Origin of the sequence: Proteus terrae subsp. cibarius, assembly GCF_011045835.1 — a bacterium.
Lineage (GTDB): Bacteria > Pseudomonadota > Gammaproteobacteria > Enterobacterales > Enterobacteriaceae > Proteus > Proteus cibarius.
The window spans coordinates 2,301,649-2,319,912 of record NZ_CP047349.1 but is presented as its reverse complement, the minus strand read 5'-3'; the positions used below and the strand labels follow the sequence as shown (position 1 = coordinate 2,319,912).

18 protein-coding genes are annotated in these 18,264 nt (G+C 37.1%); 14 read left to right on the top strand and 4 right to left on the bottom strand.

All coding sequences use genetic code 11. The features are described 5' to 3' along the window. The first annotated feature begins 12 nt into the window (after positions 1-12). From fliE to GTH25_RS10785, 9 genes are all read left to right on the top strand, one after another. Complete coding sequence (gene fliE / locus GTH25_RS10820; RefSeq protein ID WP_072068509.1) at positions 13-324, top strand: flagellar hook-basal body complex protein FliE; 312 nt, start codon at positions 13-15, stop codon at positions 322-324. A gap of 432 nt (positions 325-756) precedes the next feature. Next, the gene (locus tag GTH25_RS10815; RefSeq protein WP_083629098.1) at positions 757-927 is read left to right on the top strand and encodes a DUF2933 domain-containing protein; all 171 of its coding nucleotides are present in this window, start codon (positions 757-759) and stop codon (positions 925-927) included. 261 nt (positions 928-1,188) lie between these two features. Then, on the top strand, positions 1,189-1,527 hold the full coding sequence (locus GTH25_RS10810) for a GlpM family protein (protein ID WP_171455316.1): 339 nt from the start codon (positions 1,189-1,191) through the stop codon (positions 1,525-1,527). A 54-nt stretch (positions 1,528-1,581) separates the two neighbouring features. After that, on the top strand, positions 1,582-1,812 hold the full coding sequence (locus tag GTH25_RS10805) for a DUF6500 family protein (RefSeq protein ID WP_075673047.1): 231 nt from the start codon (positions 1,582-1,584) through the stop codon (positions 1,810-1,812). Positions 1,813-1,916: 104 nt separating this feature from the next. Beyond that, entirely contained in the window at positions 1,917-2,132 is a 216-nt protein-coding gene (locus GTH25_RS10800; RefSeq protein ID WP_023581839.1) for a hypothetical protein, read from the top strand. Between the two features lie 359 nt (positions 2,133-2,491). Beyond that, the gene (locus GTH25_RS19210; protein ID WP_238795279.1) at positions 2,492-2,878 is read left to right on the top strand and encodes a hypothetical protein; all 387 of its coding nucleotides are present in this window, start codon (positions 2,492-2,494) and stop codon (positions 2,876-2,878) included. A 100-nt stretch (positions 2,879-2,978) separates the two neighbouring features. Next, positions 2,979-3,626 carry a hypothetical protein gene (locus GTH25_RS19205; RefSeq protein WP_238795278.1) on the top strand — a complete coding sequence of 216 codons (648 nt, stop codon included), beginning with the start codon at positions 2,979-2,981 and terminating at the stop codon, positions 3,624-3,626. Between the two features lie 185 nt (positions 3,627-3,811). Next, complete coding sequence (locus GTH25_RS10790; RefSeq protein ID WP_075673016.1) at positions 3,812-4,093, top strand: hypothetical protein; 282 nt, start codon at positions 3,812-3,814, stop codon at positions 4,091-4,093. 264 nt (positions 4,094-4,357) lie between these two features. Further along, positions 4,358-4,822, top strand: coding sequence for a GNAT family N-acetyltransferase (locus GTH25_RS10785; RefSeq protein ID WP_159364126.1), 465 nt, complete (start codon positions 4,358-4,360; stop codon positions 4,820-4,822). A gap of 136 nt (positions 4,823-4,958) precedes the next feature. Here GTH25_RS10785 and fliT read toward each other — a convergent pair whose 3' ends face one another. Genes fliT through fliD form a run of 3 tightly spaced genes read right to left on the bottom strand, consistent with a single transcriptional unit; the run spans position 4,959 to position 7,168 of the window. Then, positions 4,959-5,312 (bottom strand): flagellar protein FliT, encoded by a 354-nt coding sequence (fliT, locus tag GTH25_RS10780; RefSeq protein WP_159241975.1) that lies wholly within the window; start codon positions 5,310-5,312, stop codon positions 4,959-4,961. An 18-nt stretch (positions 5,313-5,330) separates the two neighbouring features. Further along, positions 5,331-5,729 (bottom strand): flagellar export chaperone FliS, encoded by a 399-nt coding sequence (gene fliS, locus GTH25_RS10775; protein WP_023581844.1) that lies wholly within the window; start codon positions 5,727-5,729, stop codon positions 5,331-5,333. Positions 5,730-5,749: 20 nt separating this feature from the next. Further along, the gene (gene fliD, locus GTH25_RS10770) at positions 5,750-7,168 is read right to left on the bottom strand and encodes a flagellar filament capping protein FliD (protein ID WP_075673013.1); all 1,419 of its coding nucleotides are present in this window, start codon (positions 7,166-7,168) and stop codon (positions 5,750-5,752) included. 387 nt (positions 7,169-7,555) lie between these two features. On the opposite strand from fliD, the gene GTH25_RS10765 reads away from it, so the two are divergent. From GTH25_RS10765 to fliZ, 4 genes are all read left to right on the top strand, one after another. Then, positions 7,556-8,668 (top strand): FliC/FljB family flagellin, encoded by a 1,113-nt coding sequence (locus GTH25_RS10765; protein ID WP_164530559.1) that lies wholly within the window; start codon positions 7,556-7,558, stop codon positions 8,666-8,668. A 313-nt stretch (positions 8,669-8,981) separates the two neighbouring features. Next, on the top strand, positions 8,982-10,100 hold the full coding sequence (locus tag GTH25_RS10760) for a FliC/FljB family flagellin (protein ID WP_164530558.1): 1,119 nt from the start codon (positions 8,982-8,984) through the stop codon (positions 10,098-10,100). Between the two features lie 443 nt (positions 10,101-10,543). Then, positions 10,544-11,266: an RNA polymerase sigma factor FliA gene (locus GTH25_RS10755; RefSeq protein ID WP_036912728.1), complete on the top strand. Its 723-nt coding sequence runs from the start codon at positions 10,544-10,546 to the stop codon at positions 11,264-11,266. 58 nt (positions 11,267-11,324) lie between these two features. Continuing rightward, complete coding sequence (gene fliZ / locus GTH25_RS10750; RefSeq protein WP_075673009.1) at positions 11,325-11,855, top strand: flagella biosynthesis regulatory protein FliZ; 531 nt, start codon at positions 11,325-11,327, stop codon at positions 11,853-11,855. 443 nt (positions 11,856-12,298) lie between these two features. Here fliZ and putA read toward each other — a convergent pair whose 3' ends face one another. Further along, a complete protein-coding gene (gene putA / locus GTH25_RS10745; RefSeq protein WP_164530557.1) occupies positions 12,299-16,267 on the bottom strand; it encodes a trifunctional transcriptional regulator/proline dehydrogenase/L-glutamate gamma-semialdehyde dehydrogenase in 3,969 nt (1,322 codons plus the stop codon). Between the two features lie 470 nt (positions 16,268-16,737). On the opposite strand from putA, the gene putP reads away from it, so the two are divergent. Then, a complete protein-coding gene (putP, locus tag GTH25_RS10740) occupies positions 16,738-18,222 on the top strand; it encodes a sodium/proline symporter PutP (protein ID WP_075674146.1) in 1,485 nt (494 codons plus the stop codon). The last annotated feature ends 42 nt before the right edge of the window (positions 18,223-18,264 follow it).

Sequence of the window (18,264 nt, the reverse complement as noted above, 5' to 3'; positions counted from 1 at the left end):
GCAGAGGTTTATATGTCAATTCCAGCTATTGAAAGTGTTCTGGATAAAATGCAAATCCAGACTTTGCAAGCATCCAATATTGCGAAACCCCAGCCAGTACAAGCAGGGTTTGCAACTCAGCTTGTTCAAGCCGTGGGTAAAATTAATGAAACTCGAATGAATGCAACCAACAAAGTTCAAGCGTTTACTTTAGGTACACCCGGTGTTGAGTTAAACGATGTAATGGTGGATATGCAAAAATCCAGTATCTCATTACAAATGGGCGTACAAGTACGTAATAAGCTGGTAGCCGCTTATCAAGAAATCATGAGTATGCAGGTTTAGTAGCTTATCATTTGATAAAGGTGACTTTTCTTTTATATAGCTATAAAGAAGCACCTAATCAAAACAGAATGGGGCATTTTGCTCAATATCATTGAATGGATGATATAAGTTTTTGTATGTAATTAAACATTCGAATACTTATACTATTGCTTGTTATTTATGGTGATGAGTGCCCCGATTTGTGTTGACGTTTCGTAGTCAGAGATATTCATTTTTCCATGAAACATGAATTTTTATATCTAGCTCTAAATTTTATGGTAATCCTATTATTAGTCGTGGTGAAAATTATCTCAATATTTTTGAGAACACGATGTATATGCCAAATAAATAAAAATTATTGACAAAAATACGGATTAAATAACAAATCAATACTAGACCTTCCTCTTAGAGTAAGCCCTATCATCTTCTAAATCGTGATTTTGGGAGATAATTATGTGGGAACTTCTAAGAGATAATTGGTTTATTTTGATGTTATTACTTTGCCCGTTAATGCACCTCTTTATGCATAAACATCATCATGGCGAAAATAGTTCACACGATTGTTGTAAGAATAAAGAAGAAACCGAGGCACCAGAAAAAAAGAAAACACATTTAGATGCTTAAGAATGCGACTTTATATTGCTTTTGAGCTAAATAATGAGATTTAGCTGTGCCTTGATGAAACTTTAGCTGACAATTACTGTGAGAGTTTTTATAAAGTTCGGCCATGTTTATCTTTATTTTATGGTTAGGTACATAGCATAGCGGGTTTTATCATCATCAAAAATATCATACTATCTTAAACCACAAAAAATAAAATCAGCTCACATACAAATATGAATAGGTATGATAGTAGTAAGGTTTTTGTAAATTGATGAAAAAATAATGGGATTACTGGTTAAAGCACTGATAGGTGCGTTTGTTGTGGTATTAATCGCTGTTTTATCAAAATCTCGCCATTACTATATTGCGGGATTAGTTCCTCTATTTCCCACTTTTGCACTTATTGCACACTATATTGTGGGTTCCGAACGCTCGATTGAAGCGTTACGTACCACCATTATTTTTAGTCTATGGGCTGTTATTCCTTATATGATTTATCTAATTTCACTCTATGTGATGATCAACTATGTGAAATTATTTACGGCGCTAGCTACGGCAGTGATTTGCTGGGTTATTGCTGCTTGGTTACTTATTCAGTTATGGAACAAATTTCATGGATAGAGCCTTTGCTTTTTCCTATTTATTGTCATGTCGAAAAATAAAAATAGAGAGAATATGAGAAAATCACTGCAACAAAAAATAATTCAAATATGTAATGACAAAATTTCAGCTAAAGGAGAGGGCGTGGGGTTATCTTTTTATGCTTTCTTTGCAAATAAAAATGACAACCCTGAATTATTAATGGAAGCCGCAACATGGTGGATTATGACACATAAATTGGATCACTTTGAAAAAGCAGTAAAAATAAAGAAAATGATCCAATCAGAAATGGATTGTGGTGCTTAAAACTTCCTCTATTGCTTTAATCTTTTTATAAAACGATTTTATTAAACTAAAAATTATTGATTATTATCACATTAAAGCAGGTCATAAACCGTTATGGTAATTACATGATTAATAACGTAAACGGTGATGATATGGAATATTGGTTTATTGCGTATAAAGTGCGTTCCAGAAATGGTGATACCTACGCCGGACATAAAATTGTAGAAACAGAAAGTGGGATCACACCCCATATTGCGTTAGAAAAAGCATGTCAGGAAGTTGCTGAAGGAGCACAAGCTGATATTCCTGCGGTGAGAGTAGTTGCTTTTAATCGTTTATAAAACATTCTACCTAATAGAAAATCCTGCATTTCATTTATTAATGTGGGATTTTTTTTATTTTAAATTTAAAGTTTGGTTATTTAATACACTATATTTATAAGCTAATTTACTAATAGAAATATTAAAAAAATAAAGAATTTATTTATGTTATTTAATTACATTGATCTGATAGAGTTTTTTCATTTCTTTTACTTAAATAAAATTCAATTATGTGATCTCAGCTCTACTAATTCACTTTTAATAATTGAATAAAAAAAGGCTTATGGTTAATGTGCTGGTGGGCTAAGGAATAGCTCAATACAAGGAAATAAAAATCATCATTGTGATTTTTAGGTTATTAATAAAAGGAAATTTAAACTATGACAGTATTAACCGTTTATTTATGTGGTACCGGATCTAACTCATTTGATAATAATAATCCTACCTTCTGGCAAGGCGAATTAGTCTCCACTTTAGCGCAAAATAATCAAGGACGAGAGTTTGCACAGTGGTTTATTGTTGATGGTCCAGGTAGTGGCAATCTGCAAGAAGATGATTTATGGGTTGAAAGCCCTAATTACTCTGATATTAAAGGTTCGCTATTTGGTAGTGGTTGGGAAGAAAATGTTAACCACGCACTTTGTTTAATGAAAGGTAACTTTGATTGGCAACGTGAGAAATTGACAGAAGAGCAGTATAATCAACTGAAAAAAGCGGGTATTCCTATTGAAGATGTCAAAGTAACAGGCTCTTTTTTTATGGCGTAAATATGACTATGGCGATCGTCATGTCACTCAACAACAACTTCAGCAGCAAATTATTCGTATCTTCCGTAAAGATGGCATTATTCCAACACAAGTTAACCTCGTGGGTTGGAGCCGTGGTGGTATTACTTGCCATATGCTAGCGAATGCAATGTTGGCAGACTCTCAATTAAAAGATATTCCTGTGAATATTTTTGCTATCGATCCTGTTCCGGGTCCACTGAATTTCCAACCAGAAAAAGTGACACTTGGTAAAAACGTCAAAGAGTATGTCGGATTTTATGCGAAAGATGAGCGCTCTAAAGGGTTTACTTGCGTGATCCCAACTGTCGCTGCCGATACTAAAATGCATATTTTCCCTATTTCCGGACGTCATGCCACATTAGTTGGCAATGCTTCTATTGATGGTAGTGAAGGTGAAAATGCATTATATGCACCGGGTTTAGTGGTTCGCCATTTTGCAGAAGTTTGTTTAACTCGTTGGGGCTGTGATTTAGCCAATAAATTAGCTTTAACGGATACACAAATTACGGGTTACCACACCGATATTGCTAATGATGCAGATAAATATACCGCAATGCGTCGTAAAACCTATTCTATCTATGAAAGCACTGGTAAAGACGAACGCAAAGTTTCATTAGGTAAAGAGGGTAAAGCATTCTCTGAGATCGTTGGGGTACAATATAATCCATCAGTCGGTTTAACCGCGGATTATTTATCAAATCAGCAACTCTATGATGTGATTAAATAAATTATTATTTATTATATTATTATGAGCTAATAGGTCGCCCACGATGAAGTGGGCGATTTCTATTTCAACCACTATCACATTATTTATCATAGTTTCTTACTAGGAAAATGATTGTTGATTTAATATACTTCCTTTCGAGAGCTAACAGAATTTTATTAGACATAGACAGACTGTAGGAGGTTTCTATGCCTGAGTTTACTGTTAGAGTTGAGTTATCTGATCCTGAAAATGCAGATTATGTGTTATTAACACAAAAGATGGTAAAAGAAGGATTTAAAAAAGAGATTGATGGTTTGAAAGGTAAATATGTTCTGCCTCTTGCAGAGTTTAATTACCATACTGAAACTAAAGATCACAAAGAAGTTATCGAGTTGGCTTTTTCGATTGCAGAAAAAATAACCTTAAATCCAGCCATTTTAGTGACTGAAGTAAAAAATAGAGCATGGAAAGGGTTAGAACGACTTTAAGATTATCTTTATAGATGTCTATAAGAGATGTCATCAAGGCTCGTGGGGAGTCTGAATGTATTTAGGTTAACGGCTTTATTGCCTATTTTTCTGCATTAAGTCTCTATTCTTCGGCGTTTTTTACTATAAAAACGTACTATCAACATCACTATTTCACTCTTTATATTAAACCAAGCGATGAAACAAAGTTCGTGTCGATGATATTGCATTATCATTGATTGTTTTTTATTACTATTTATTACTTTAAACCGCGGGATAAAGCACATGAATTGGATTTTAAAATCATTTTCACAACTCACCACAGATGAGCTTTATGCTATTTTGGCATTAAGAAATCAGGTTTTTATTTGTGAACAGCAATGTGCTTATCAAGATCTGGATGGGGTAGATCAAAATACATTACACTTGTTTGCCAAAGAGGAAGATGACCAGCAACTTATTGCTTATGCACGTCTGTTGCCTCAAGGTATCGCATTTAAAGAAGCTTCAATAGGGCGGGTGATTGTTGCTCAAAATCAGCGAGGGAGTGGTATTGCACATCAGTTAATAAAAGAGGCGATTGCAACTACGTGCCGTCAATTTAACACCCATACAATAAAAATAATGGCACAGGCTTATTTAGTCTCATTTTATCAATCACATGGTTTTGTTATTGATTCAGAAACTTATCTTGAAGATAACATTCCACATATTGATATGGTTTTAGTGCAATCTGTACAATCTGTGTAATCAAAAAAACAAAAATATAAAAGGACAAACGTTGTTTTTTACGTTACCGATAACAAGTTAAGCTGAATAATAAGAGTGATTTTTTCTAAGTAAAGACGCCATTAGCTAATAAAACCGCTTTTGGCGCAGAGGAGAGTTATTTAAGATTGAGATCAGGATAATAACTATGTTCTGTAAACTGACCATAGCTATTTTGTACCCTCTGCTCTTGTTCAGTCTGTCTAATTAATACACCAAGCTCATCTAAACGAGCCCGTAATAAATTTCGCGTCTCATTTTCGTTTTCTAAGATTTTCTTTAGCATATCTGTGAGGCGTTGTTGTAGTCTCAGCTCACCGTCAGCCGGTTTTATCATCTTAGTGATCCTTTCAACGCTTTTTAAATAATCCATTTCCATTTCTATCAGCTTGTCCCATTGCTGATCTTTGGCAAGCGTTAACATTTGCTCACTTGATTTTAAAACATGCTCGTAAGCCGCCATAATATCCATATTGTTGTCCACTCTAATTTAATAAGAATTAATCTGTGTGCCGATTTGTTGCCAAGCATCAGAAATTTCAGTTAAGAGCTTGATGACTTCATGAATTTTTTCTGGGTTATTTTTTAAGTTAGCATCGAGTAGCTGATTAACCATATAGTCATAAAGGAGCTCCAGATTCTCTGCAAGCTCGCCCCCTTTTTCTTTATCCAGACCTTGTTTTAATCCGTTACCAATAATATTAATGGCTTTAGAAATATTTTCGCCTTTACCGGCGATATTTCCTTGTTCCATTAATATTAATGCACGGCGAAGGGCGCTAAGCGCCCCATTAAATAGGATCTGGATCAGCTGGTAAGGCGTGGCATTTAAAATCTCGCTTTCAACGTCGATTTGAGCGTACATTTTACTGGCTGATTGTTGATACATAGTGTCCTACTTTTAAAAAATTACATTAATAAACGGCCGATTGAAGCACTGGAGTTAGTCATGGAGTTAACCATTTTATCTAACTGCTGGAACTGGTTTTTATAACGTTCCATCGTGGCTGCAATATTACGTTCCGTGTTTTTAATTTGGCTATCTAATGTTTTCTTGCGCTTTTTCACGCCATCAGTGGCAATATCTAAAGTACCATCATTAGATTGCAGGGTTTTCTTTAGGTAATTATAGGTTTGAGTACCAAAACCGGTCTCTTTACCATCACCCATAAAAAACTCTTTTACGTTAGCGGGTTTATCTTTTAACGCATCATCGAGTTTTTTATTATCAATATCTAAAGAGCCATCAACCTTAAATTTAATACCCATTTTATTCAGGGTATCCATATCTGAGGTGCCTTGTGAGCTTGTTACAAAGCTTTTTAGCTCAGACATAATCATACGGCTGGTGGTATCACCGAGTAATACACCATTGTCTTTAGATGCCGCTTCACCTTTCTCTACTTGAGTATATTTAGTCAGAGATTTATAGGTACTGTTTAACTCGTTATAAGCGTCTGTCCAAGCTTGGATAGCCTTTTTCATTGGCTCAATATCACGAGCAACGTTTACAATTTCAGGTTTATCGGCTTTGTCTTTATTATCAAACGTCGTTTTCTTAAGGTTTAAGATGATCCCTTCAGGGGCATCTTTAATCTCATTAGTTTGACGTTCAATTTCAATACCATTAATCGTTAATTTGGCATTATTTGCTTTAACGATCTCTTGCATTGCTCCACTTTTACTGCTTGAAGAATAGCTAATGAAATCATTGAGTTCATCATCACCTTCTACTTTAACGGTCATTTCTGACTCTGTACCTTCTTTACGAGAAGTCAGTACTAAGTGGTTAACGCCATCTTTTGCTTTAACGATAGTGGCAGAAACATTACCTTCTTTTTTATTGATTGCATCACGCAATTCAATCATCGAGGTTTGATCGTCAGTTAATTCAATACGTAATGGTTTTTCTTCACCAGGTTGGGTAATCACTAAGGTACGTTTATTACCTTCACCTAACGTTTTTCCAAGAGGTACTTTTACATCGCTTACAGCTTTTGATTTCAATGTTTGCGCATGAGCAAGCTCTTTAATGGATACGGTATAGTTACCAATACTGGCTTTACCATCCGTTGTCACTTTAAATGCATCAAACTCATCGTCTACTTTGGTTGCAATAATTTCGTCAAATTTCTTTAAGTTTTCTGACGCTTTCTGCAACTTATCAAGTTGGCTACGAATTTTACCGTAAGCGGTAATTTGCGCTTCGTAGCTTTTCATCTGTTTATCAAGGGGTTCAAGGCGTTTATTTTCCGCCGCCTCTAATTGTGCCAATGTTTGGCTAAGAGGCATCCCTGAGCCCACGCCTAGTGAAGCAATACCAGCCATACCGGTCTCCTTTCTGTGTTCGTAAAATAATCCTCAAAAAGCGTTATCGGTAGAATCGGCGAAAAGTTTACGTCTATTTGGTATTTTTGATGACTTAAACAGGCTGCCATATAGAAGCCTTTTATTGCTATTGATAACCAAAGTCGAATTTTGATGAGTGAAAAGTGGCTTGAGATAAAAAGTGATAAAAATTTAATAAAAAAATAATAAATTAATTTCTTTATTTATCATTGACTTGATATTAATTCTATAAAAAATCACAGAAATATTTGTAGGAAAAGTTAAAGGTTGTATGTGGGGTGCCGATAAACTTGTTGCCGGTGATTGACACCGTAAATGAATAGGCAAACTTTTATTTTATCGACTTGATTTTAAAGGAATCTAGCTATGGCACAAGTCATTAATACCAACTATCTATCTCTGGTAACTCAAAACAACCTGAACAAATCTCAGGGAGCTTTAGGAAGTGCAATCGAGCGTCTGTCTTCTGGTCTGCGTATTAACAGCGCTAAAGACGATGCTGCGGGTCAAGCGATTGCTAACCGTTTCACTTCTAACGTAAACGGTTTAACTCAAGCTTCACGTAATGCGAACGATGGTATCTCTATCGCTCAAACTACTGAAGGCGCTCTGAACGAAATCAACAACAACTTACAACGTATCCGTGAGTTAACAGTTCAAGCTAAAAACGGTACTAACTCTAACTCAGACATCACTTCAATCCAAAACGAAGTTACTGAGCGTTTAGCAGAAATCAACCGTATCTCTGAACAAACTCAGTTCAATGGCGTTAAAGTACTGAGCGGTGAGAAGTCAGAAATGACTATCCAAGTTGGTACTAACGATAAAGAAGTTATCAAATTTAACTTAGATAAAGTTGATAATGATACTTTAGGTGTTTCAAGTGACAAACTGTTCACTGAAACGACAGTTTCTAAAGGTGAGAAAAAAGCAAGTGCTGATGATGCTGATCTTGCTGACCTAGGTGTTGCTGGTGGTACTGCACTGAAAGGTGGCTTAACCGTTAAGAAATACGAAGAAGACGGCGTAGTTGTTGCTGGTAAATTCGTTGCATCTGAAGGCGGTAAAAATTACTTAGTTTCTGCTTCTGACTTTGAAGCGGATGGTGCTACTGCAACTCAAATCAACTTAAAAGCAGGTTCAGCGGTTGCTGGTAACGAATTTACTGCAACTGCAGCTAAAGACGTTAAAACTTTAGACGTTAAAGAAGATGCTCTGGCTACTTTAGACAAAGCTATCAACACAATTGATGAAAGCCGTTCTAAATTAGGTGCGATTCAAAACCGTTTTGAATCTACTATCAATAACCTGAATAACACTGTTAACAACTTATCTGCTTCACGTAGCCGTATCTTAGATGCTGACTATGCAACAGAAGTTTCTAACATGAGCCGTGGCCAAATCCTGCAACAAGCTGGTACTTCAGTACTTGCTCAAGCAAACCAAGTACCACAAACTGTTCTGTCTCTGTTACGTTAATTCGTACACTGACACAAAAGATACCTTTCTATATCCAAAAGGTCCTCGCAAGAGGGCCTTTTTTTGTTTTTGTGTTTTATCTTTAAACTCACTTTTTTTAGTTTTTATTTTTCGCTCAATTAATTTTCTTTTCTTTAAAATCAATAAGTTCTTAAAAATTAACAGACTGGCTTTTATTGCTATTTTCGCGACGCCGAAAAGCGTAAACCCCTCGAAATTGATGACGATAGTGTATAGGTAACGTTATTACAGTGACGTAATAACCCACCTATTCATTGAAAAATATTTTAAAATCAAGTCGAAGGAATATTGTATGCCACAAGTAATTATGACTAACCCAACCTCATTGATTGCTCAAAATAATTTAAATCGCTCACAAAGCTCCTTAAATACAGCAATTCAACGCCTTTCTTCAGGGTTACGTATTAATAGCGCCAAGGATGACGCTGCTGGTCAAGCCATAGCGAACCGTTTTACTTCTAATGTTAAAGGGTTAACACAAGCCTCTCGTAATGCGAATGATGGTATTTCTATTACCCAAACCACAGAAGGGGCATTAAATGAAATTAATAATAACCTGCAACGTATTCGTGAATTAACCGTACAAGCTAAAAATGGTTCTAATTCAGAATCCGATATCAAATCCATCCAAGAAGAAGTAAAGCAACGTACCGCTGAAATAAATCGTATATCAAAACAAACACAATTTAATGGCGTAAAGGTTTTAAGTGAAGATAGTACATTAAATTTACAAGTTGGCGCGCATGATAAAGAACAAATCAGTGTTAATCTGAAAAAAATTGATGCGACTACACTGGGTATTGATAAATTGGATTTATCAGCACAAAGCAAAATTGGTTCTAAAGCAACTAACGTGGAAGTGACCATTGGTACAGGTGCTACTGCAACAAAAGAAATGCAAGAGTTTGATACTAAAGCGCTTGATGACGAAATTACGCAAGGCACAATTAAAAACTATGATATTTATTATGCAAAAGGTGCTGATGGTAAAGACGATAAATCAAAACTTATCGTACAAACTGTAGATGCAAAAGGCGTTGAAGGTTACTTCGATGCAAAGGTAACCGCAGGTGGTACAGGCGCTAAAGCAACAGTTGATGCCGCTAAAACAGCAGTAGCGGGTTTAGATATGCTCGTTGAAAAACCACTGAAAGCATTGGATGATGCACTGGCTCAAGTTGATAGTTTACGCAGTGCAATGGGGGCAGTGCAAAACCGTTTAGATTCAACCATTACTAATTTAGGTAATACGGTTAATAATCTGACTGCCTCACGTAGTCGTATTTTAGATGCAGACTATGCAACAGAAGTCTCAAATATGAGTAAAAACCAAATCTTACAACAAGCAGGTACTTCAGTATTGGCACAAGCGAATCAAATGCCTCAAAATGTGTTATCACTATTACGTTAATTTTATCTTGAAATAATCCTCAATTTACACCCACTTCAATTTTTTTGCGGTGGGTGTTTTTTCATCAAAACAGTCGTTTTTTTAATTAATCATTTATGAGTATTTCAACTCGTGAATTAGACGCTAAAATCTCAAAAAATAAAATACTATGATTTATATGTTATTTTTTTATGAACAGAATGCATATTCAATACGTCTATTTCTTTTAATGAGATAAATTATCAATTTAATTAACGGTTTTTCCAAGGATTAGCAGTGGGTGTTTTAAGGTAAAGTAGTTCTCGTAATGCAATGACAAATTAATTTATCAATGAAAACCCGATTATTGCTGAAAATTTGGCATAGGTGAAAAAGAGGCGCTTTTGCTTCACTGTTCAGCCGATTGCTAAATTTATTTCGCCAGATAATGGTTTCCGGTCTTTTATCCAAAGGTGTCTTTTGTTGTGAGTGATTTGTATACCGCCGAAGGCGTGATGGACAAAAATAGCCTCTGGGAGCGATATGTCCCGTTGGTTCGCCATGAAGCATTACGATTACAGGTCAAGTTACCTGCGAGTGTTGAATTGGATGATCTTTTGCAAGCAGGTGGAATTGGGTTGCTAAATGCCGTTGAGCGTTATGACTCAATGCAAGGTGCTGCCTTTACCACTTATGCTGTTCAACGTATCCGTGGCTCGATGTTAGATGAGCTACGCAGTCGAGATTGGGCGCCACGTAGTGTGCGTCGCAATGCAAGAGAAGTAACACATTCTATTCATCAATTAGAGCAGGATCTAGGACGACCACCATTAGAACAGGAAGTTGCTGATCATTTGCAGATTGAGTTAGCAGAATACCGGCAGATCCTATTGGATACGAATAACAGCCAATTGTTCTCTTATGACGAATGGCATGAAATTTATGGTGAAAGCTGTGAACCGTCTCAAGACGAAGATCATGATGACAATCCATTACAGATGTTATTAGAAAGTGATATTCGCCAAAGAGTCATAGACGCGATAGAATTGCTTCCCGAAAGGGAAAAAATGGTTCTTACTCTGTATTATCAGGAAGAACTTAATTTGAAAGAAATAGGCGCAGTGCTTAATGTCGGGGAATCCCGCGTGAGCCAGCTACACAGCCAAGCTATAAAAAGGCTACGAGCACGCTTAAACCCAGAGAAATAGAAGTTTTGCTTATTTTTGTTTTTGTTTATTAAGACTACAACACAGGGCTTTATCTCTTATGTCTGTTTCAACACAAAAGAAACGGCCGCTAAGCCGTTACATTAAAGACTATAAACACAGCCAGACTCATTGTCTACATTGCCACAAGGCGCTTGATCGGATCTCTCTCGTATTCAATCGCCAAGTTATCAATAAAGAAGCCATTTCTGAAATGACTGATTTAATTGATGATGAAACGTGGGAAACGTTACAAGAGAAGTTCTCTGCGCTATGCCGTTTTTGTAGTGAGATTTACTGTAATAGTGAAACTGACTACTTTGACATTATGTCTTTTAAGCAGTATTTGTTTGAACAAACGGAGATGAGCCACAGTACTGTTCGTGAGTATGTGGTTCGTTTACGTCGGCTCGATGAATTACTGACTTCCACTAATTTTCCTCGTCAAGAGTTTACGACAGAGAAAATTCAGTCAGACTTGAGTAAAAAGCTCACTCCCTCTGCATTTAGTAACTACAATATTGCACTACGTAAGTACGAGCAATATCTTGATTGGTGCCAAGAGCCCCCATCAATGAGTAGCAGTCACTAATTGCGCTCAAGAGAGACCTTAAAAGGAGTAGCCTAGCCTGCTCCTTTTTCTTTTCTATTCTATTAATTCTAAATCCTTCCTATTTTTTCTTGTTTAATTTCTTTTTTATTTCTAAAACTATCTATCAACGATAAAAAGCAATGTTGTACTAAGTAAATTACATCAATAGATAAAAAAAGCGCCCACAGTGGGGCGCAAGTTTCAGGTATTCATAAAGATATAATTAAATTAACTTCTAGGTTGACTTGAGCTTAAGTATATTTACTAAACTAATTCATCGCGAATAGTAAATATAAAAAGAGTGAGAACAGTCACAGCATTAAAAGAAATAACATTTTTGACTATCTCTTTAGAAATAATAGGGTAATAAAAGAAAAAACCACCTTTAAGAAAACAGACTTTAAAGGTGGCCTCAAAGACAAGGAGAGAAAGAGAAGGGGTAATTAACTAATCGTCATTAAGCTTGCATTACCTCCAGCTGCCGCTGTATTAATGCTTAATGCTCTTTCATGCAATAAACGCTCTAACAATATACCAGTTTCACCGCGAGAGAATCCTTGAACAGAAATTATAGCTCCATTGCGTTGAGCAATTTTCTGGCAAGTTTCACGTAATTGGTCACCATCACCGTGGTAAATTACGGCATTTATTTTTAGTGACTCATCATTCCAGTTTTCAGTCAATGTAATGGCTTTTCTGACAATATCAGGTAATTCACGATATGTTTTTTGTGAGAATGGGCTATTAACGACAATGGCGTGACAACCAGAGGCGAGAACAGCAGCAATTTGAGTCAATGCATCTTGCTCGTTATCGGAAATACACAGTACATTACCACAAGGAACTAATTGATAAGTATTGCGTTCACCAGTAGGACCCGGTAATACACGCAGTGTTCCCGCTTGGGATGCAAGAGCATATTTCTCTAAAGCTTCATAGTGTGGTTTATCCGTTTTGTTTGATAGCCATTCCATGTACTTATGATAAGTCTGTAATAACGTATTACGCATAGAAGTATCAAGAGGAAGTATTTCATCTTGACGTGTAAGTGTTTGTGTTGCGGCATTTTCAGGGCGTTTAGATAATAAGCGATATAAATAAATAGGACCGCCTGCTTTTGGGCCTGTACCCGATAATCCTTCTCCCCCAAAAGGCTGAACACCGACAACGGCACCGACCATATTGCGGTTAACGTATAAATTTCCGACTTTGGCATTTGAGGCAACATAAGCAATAGTTTCATCAATGCGTGTATGAACGCCCATTGTTAATCCGTATCCTGTTGCATTAATCTCTTCTAGCAAAGCGGGTAAATCTTGGCTTGCATAACGCACAACATGTAATACAGGGCCAAAGATTTCTTTCTTCAATGAACTTACTTTATCTAACTCAATTAAAGTCGGTTGAACAAAGGTACTGTTACTTTCAGCGTGTTTTGACAAACTATTGTGTGATGCTTGATAAATCTCGAAGCCAGTTGTACGCATAGATTGAATATGCTTCTCTATGCCCGATTTTGCTTCTTTATCGATAACAGGGCCAATGTCTGTAGATAGTAAACTTGGATCACCCATTGTTGCTTGTGCCATCGCACCTTTAAGCATCTCGATAGTGCTCTCAGCCACTTCTTCTTGAATACATAACAGACGTAAAGCGGAGCAACGCTGACCGGCACTATCGTAAGCGGATGTCATTACATCGGTTACTACTTGCTCTGTTAATGCAGATGAATCAACAATCATGGCATTTAAGCCACCAGTTTCTGCTATTAAAGGTACTGGGTGGCCTTCGCTATCTAATCGACCTGCTAGGGTCTTTTGTAAAATATGAGCAACATCCGTTGAACCTGTAAACATCACACCACGAACACGCTCATCAGCGACTAAACGGGCGCCAATAGTTTCACCTTGCCCTGGTAATAGTTGTAGTGCAAAAGAAGGAACACCTGCTTGATGGAAAAGCGCAACGGCTTTCGATGCAATTAAAGGTGTCTGCTCTGCGGGTTTTGCTAGAACGGTATTACCTGTGGCTAAAGCTGCCGCAATTTGTCCGCTGAAGATCGCTAATGGGAAGTTCCAAGGGCTGATACAAACCACTGGTCCTAAAGGTCGATGTGTATTGTTATCAAAGTCTTGGGTGACTTGAGCCGCATAATAGTAGAGAAAATCAATAGCTTCGCGGACTTCAGCAATCGCATTGCTGTAAGTTTTACCAGCTTCACGCACTAATATTCCCATAAGAGGGCCCATTTGTTGCTCCATTAATTCCGCAGTACGGATCAAAAATGAAGCTCTTTGCGCTGGTGGTGTTGCAAACCAGATCTCACCTTTTTCTTGGGCAATGGTTAAGGCAAAATCTGCCTCAGCTTCTGTTGCTTCTCTTACTGTACCGACAATATCAGCATGATTGGCTGGATTTAACACAGATTGAGGTTCTTGTGTTTTCTCTGAAAAATTAAATGTATCACCTAATAAAGGTTCGCAATGTATATTTTCAGTTGCTGATGTTAATAAGGCACTAGAAAGCGATGCCAAGCGATGTTCGTTTGACATATCAATGCCCGGTGAATTTTTACGTTCATCACCATACAGTTTATGAGGAAGCGGAATTTTAGGATGAGAAAGCCCAACTTGGCCTTCGGCTTTAGCCATTCTATTCACTTCTTTGACCGGATCTGCCACTAATTCATCAAGAGAAATAGTGGTATCAGCAATTCGGTTTACAAATGATGTATTAGCTCCATTTTCAAGTAAGCGACGTACTAAATAGGCAAGTAATGTTTCATGAGTCCCTACGGGTGCATAAATACGACAAGGGCGTCCTAGTTTCCCGTCTGCAATTTTACCCACAACTTGAGCATAAAGGGGTTCACCCATACCGTGTAAACACTGGAACTCGTATTGTCCGGGGTAATAGTTTTGACCTGCTAAATGATAAATTGCTGACAGTGTGTGCGCATTATGTGTAGCAAATTGCGGATAAATAAAATTAGGTGATGCGAGTAGCTTTTTCGCACAGGCAAGGTAAGAGACATCAGTATACACCTTGCGAGTATAGACAGGATAATCTTCAAGACCATCGATTTGAGCACGTTTCACTTCGCTATCCCAATAGGCACCTTTCACTAAACGGATCATTAAGCGACGACGGCTACGACGAGCCAAATCAATCACATAATCAATAACTAATGGACAACGCTTTTGGTAAGCCTGAATGACAAAGCCAATACCATTCCAACCTGCTAATTCAGGTTCAAAACAGAGTCTTTCAAGTAGGTCGAGTGAAATCTCAAGTCTATCTGCTTCTTCTGCATCAATATTAATACCAATATCGTATTGCTTTGCTTGTAATGTTAATGAGAGTAGGCGAGGGTAAAGCTCTGATATAACACGCTCATATTGAGCACGACTGTAACGAGGATGTAATGCTGAAAGCTTGATAGATATTCCAGGGCCTTCATAAATACCTCTGCCATTAGAGGCTTTACCAATTGCGTGGATGGCTTGTTGATAAGAGACTAGGTAATCTTGAGCATCTTTCTCTGTTAATGCTGCTTCTCCTAGCATGTCATAAGAGTAACTAAAGCCTTTTTCTTCAAGTTTGCGTGCATTTGCGAGTGCTTGAGAAATCGTCTCACCAGTAACAAATTGCTCACCCATTAAACGCATCGCCATATCAACGCCTTTACGAACTAATGGCTCGCCACTTTTGGTGAGAATGCGATTTAAAGAGTTAGATAGCTTTTCTTCATTATGGGTAGAAACTAATTTACCTGTGAATAATAATCCCCATGTAGCTGCATTCACAAACATAGATTGGCTCTGTCCTAAATGTGAACGCCAATTTCCATGACTGATTTTATCGCGGATAAGTGCATCACGAGTGGCTTTATCAGGAATACGCAATAAAGCTTCTGCTAAACACATTAAGGCGACACCTTCTTGTGAAGAAAGTGAGAATTCCTGTAATAGACCTTGAACCAGCCCTGAGCGTCCAACACCATTTTTCTGTTTACGTAATTTTTCGGCAATGGAATAGGCTAATTTATGCGTTGCTTGGGCTTCATTTTCAGGTAAGGTCGCTTGTTGCAATAACATAGGCACAGCCTGTGTTTCTGGTGTGCGATATGCAGAAGTAATTGCTGAGCGTAAAACAGATTGCGGATGAATATGTTCAGCAAACTCCAAGAAAGGCTGATAATGAGCGGTTGATATTTCAGTGCTTTCATCAATATCTTGCTCTGCAAATGTTGAGTTACCAAGATTAACCTGATCATTTTCGATTTGTTCTAGATAATCGAAAATAGCTTGTTTAATTAACCAATGCGATGTTCTATCTAATTTCTGTGCAGCTTCTTTTAATCTATTGCGGGTTTCTTCATCAAGTCTAACACCCATTGTTGTGCTACTCATGCAGTGCTCCTCATATTCTATTTCTAATTCACAAATACAGTTACCCGTTATTTTTATTAATATCATTCATGTTGCAACCTTGTGCAACATTGTTAACATTTTATTTATAAATAATGTGAAAGTAGTCAGGTTTTGTAGGTGATTAAAAATCGTGTAATTTGTTTTTTTATAAATATTTATATATAAATCAATAAATTATATTTATTTTATTGATGTTTACATTTATAATATGTATTCGAATTAAGACAAATAGTGTGAAGTCATAAACAAAATTTAAATATTTAAACGTTAATTTCTTGTTAAATGCAGTTAACCTATTCTAGGATTGATGTGAATGCTTTATCTGTTGCTGTAAGAAATTATTTTAATTAAAAACTGAAAAGATCATTAATGCGCAACGAAGTGCAACGTTCCTGTACAAGTCAAAAGCATACCGATGATCGGAAACAGATTTATGGAGAACTGCAATTATGGCTCTAACTTCGCCAATGCTAATTACATTTACGATCTATATCTTGGGTATGCTTTTTATTGGCTACCTCGCTTATCGTTCAACAAAAAACTTTGATGATTATATTCTAGGTGGCCGGCGACTGGGCAGTGTAGTAACTGCGTTGTCAGCGGGTGCTTCAGATATGAGTGGCTGGCTATTAATGGGATTACCTGGCGTGGTATTTTTCGCAGGTATTTCAGAAAGTTGGATAGCTATTGGGCTCTGTTTAGGCGCATGGCTAAACTGGCGTTTAGTTGCTGGGCGTTTACGTTTGCAAACCGAAAAAAACAATAATGCATTAACGTTGCCTGATTATCTAACATCGCGTTTTGATGATAAAAGCAAAATGCTACGTATCATTTCAGCGTTAGTTATTCTTACCTTCTTTACTATTTATTGTGCTTCTGGCGTGGTTGCTGGTGGAATGCTGTTTGAATCTACATTCCATATTCCTTATCACGAAGCGATGATTTATGGTGCCCTTGCAACTATTGCATACACCTTTTTAGGTGGCTTTCTTGCGGTAAGTTGGACAGATACCGTTCAAGCGACTTTAATGATTTTTGCTCTGATCCTGACACCTATTATCGTTATATTCTCAGTGGGTGGTATTGATACTTCTATTGCTATTATTAAAGCAAAAGATCCATCTTATTTGGATATGTTCAAGGGCCTTGATTTTATCGCCATTATTTCGTTATTAGCATGGGGATTAGGCTATTTTGGACAACCTCATATCCTTGCACGTTTTATGGCGGCTGACTCTAACCAAACTATTCGCAAAGCACGTCGTATTGGTATGACGTGGATGATCCTCTGTTTAGGGGGAACGGTTGCAGTTGGATTCTTTGGTATTGCTTACTTTGAAATGAATCCAGCACAAGCAGGGGCTGTTACCGCTAAAAATGAACGTATTTTTATGGAATTAGCTTCACTACTCTTTAATCCATGGATCGCGGGTATTTTATTGTCTGCAATTCTTGCCGCGGTAATGAGTACATTAAGCTGTCAATTATTAGTCTGTGCAAGTGCGTTAACTGAAGATTTATATAAACCCTTTATTCGTAAAAATGCGAGCCAAAAAGAGCTAGTGTGGGTAGGACGTGGCATGGTGTTATTAATTGCAATTATCGCAATCTTCTTAGCACGTGATCCAAACAATAAAGTGCTTGATTTAGTCAGTAACGCTTGGGCCGGTTTTGGTGCCGCCTTTGGTCCTGTGATCCTCATTTCTGTTTTGTGGAAGCGCATGACCCGTAATGGTGCATTTGCTGGAATGTTGATTGGCGCTTTAACCGTGTTGGTGTGGATGCAATATAAATGGTTTGGGTTATACGAAATCATTCCTGGTTTTATCTTTGCCTCTATCGCTATCGTTGTGGTTAGTTTAATGGGTAAAGAACCAAGTAAAGAGAACCAGCAACGCTTTAATGAAGCTGAAACTCAATATCGTAATACATAATAAAAGATAGGTATCAGCTAAATAAAAGGTCACTTTTTTTAA

Coding starts and splice junctions, on each gene's coding strand:
- fliE (WP_072068509.1), top strand. CDS start 13: ATGTCAATTCCAGCTATTGAAAGTGTTCTGGATAAAATGCAAATCCAG.
- GTH25_RS10815 (WP_083629098.1), top strand. CDS start 757: ATGTGGGAACTTCTAAGAGATAATTGGTTTATTTTGATGTTATTACTT.
- GTH25_RS10810 (WP_171455316.1), top strand. CDS start 1,189: ATGGGATTACTGGTTAAAGCACTGATAGGTGCGTTTGTTGTGGTATTA.
- GTH25_RS10805 (WP_075673047.1), top strand. CDS start 1,582: ATGAGAAAATCACTGCAACAAAAAATAATTCAAATATGTAATGACAAA.
- GTH25_RS10800 (WP_023581839.1), top strand. CDS start 1,917: ATGATTAATAACGTAAACGGTGATGATATGGAATATTGGTTTATTGCG.
- GTH25_RS19210 (WP_238795279.1), top strand. CDS start 2,492: ATGACAGTATTAACCGTTTATTTATGTGGTACCGGATCTAACTCATTT.
- GTH25_RS10790 (WP_075673016.1), top strand. CDS start 3,812: ATGCCTGAGTTTACTGTTAGAGTTGAGTTATCTGATCCTGAAAATGCA.
- GTH25_RS10785 (WP_159364126.1), top strand. CDS start 4,358: ATGAATTGGATTTTAAAATCATTTTCACAACTCACCACAGATGAGCTT.
- fliT (WP_159241975.1), bottom strand. CDS start 5,312: ATGGATATTATGGCGGCTTACGAGCATGTTTTAAAATCAAGTGAGCAA.
- fliS (WP_023581844.1), bottom strand. CDS start 5,729: ATGTATCAACAATCAGCCAGTAAAATGTACGCTCAAATCGACGTTGAA.
- fliD (WP_075673013.1), bottom strand. CDS start 7,168: ATGGCTGGTATTGCTTCACTAGGCGTGGGCTCAGGGATGCCTCTTAGC.
- GTH25_RS10765 (WP_164530559.1), top strand. CDS start 7,556: ATGGCACAAGTCATTAATACCAACTATCTATCTCTGGTAACTCAAAAC.
- GTH25_RS10760 (WP_164530558.1), top strand. CDS start 8,982: ATGCCACAAGTAATTATGACTAACCCAACCTCATTGATTGCTCAAAAT.
- fliZ (WP_075673009.1), top strand. CDS start 11,325: ATGTCTGTTTCAACACAAAAGAAACGGCCGCTAAGCCGTTACATTAAA.
- putA (WP_164530557.1), bottom strand. CDS start 16,267: ATGAGTAGCACAACAATGGGTGTTAGACTTGATGAAGAAACCCGCAAT.
- putP (WP_075674146.1), top strand. CDS start 16,738: ATGGCTCTAACTTCGCCAATGCTAATTACATTTACGATCTATATCTTG.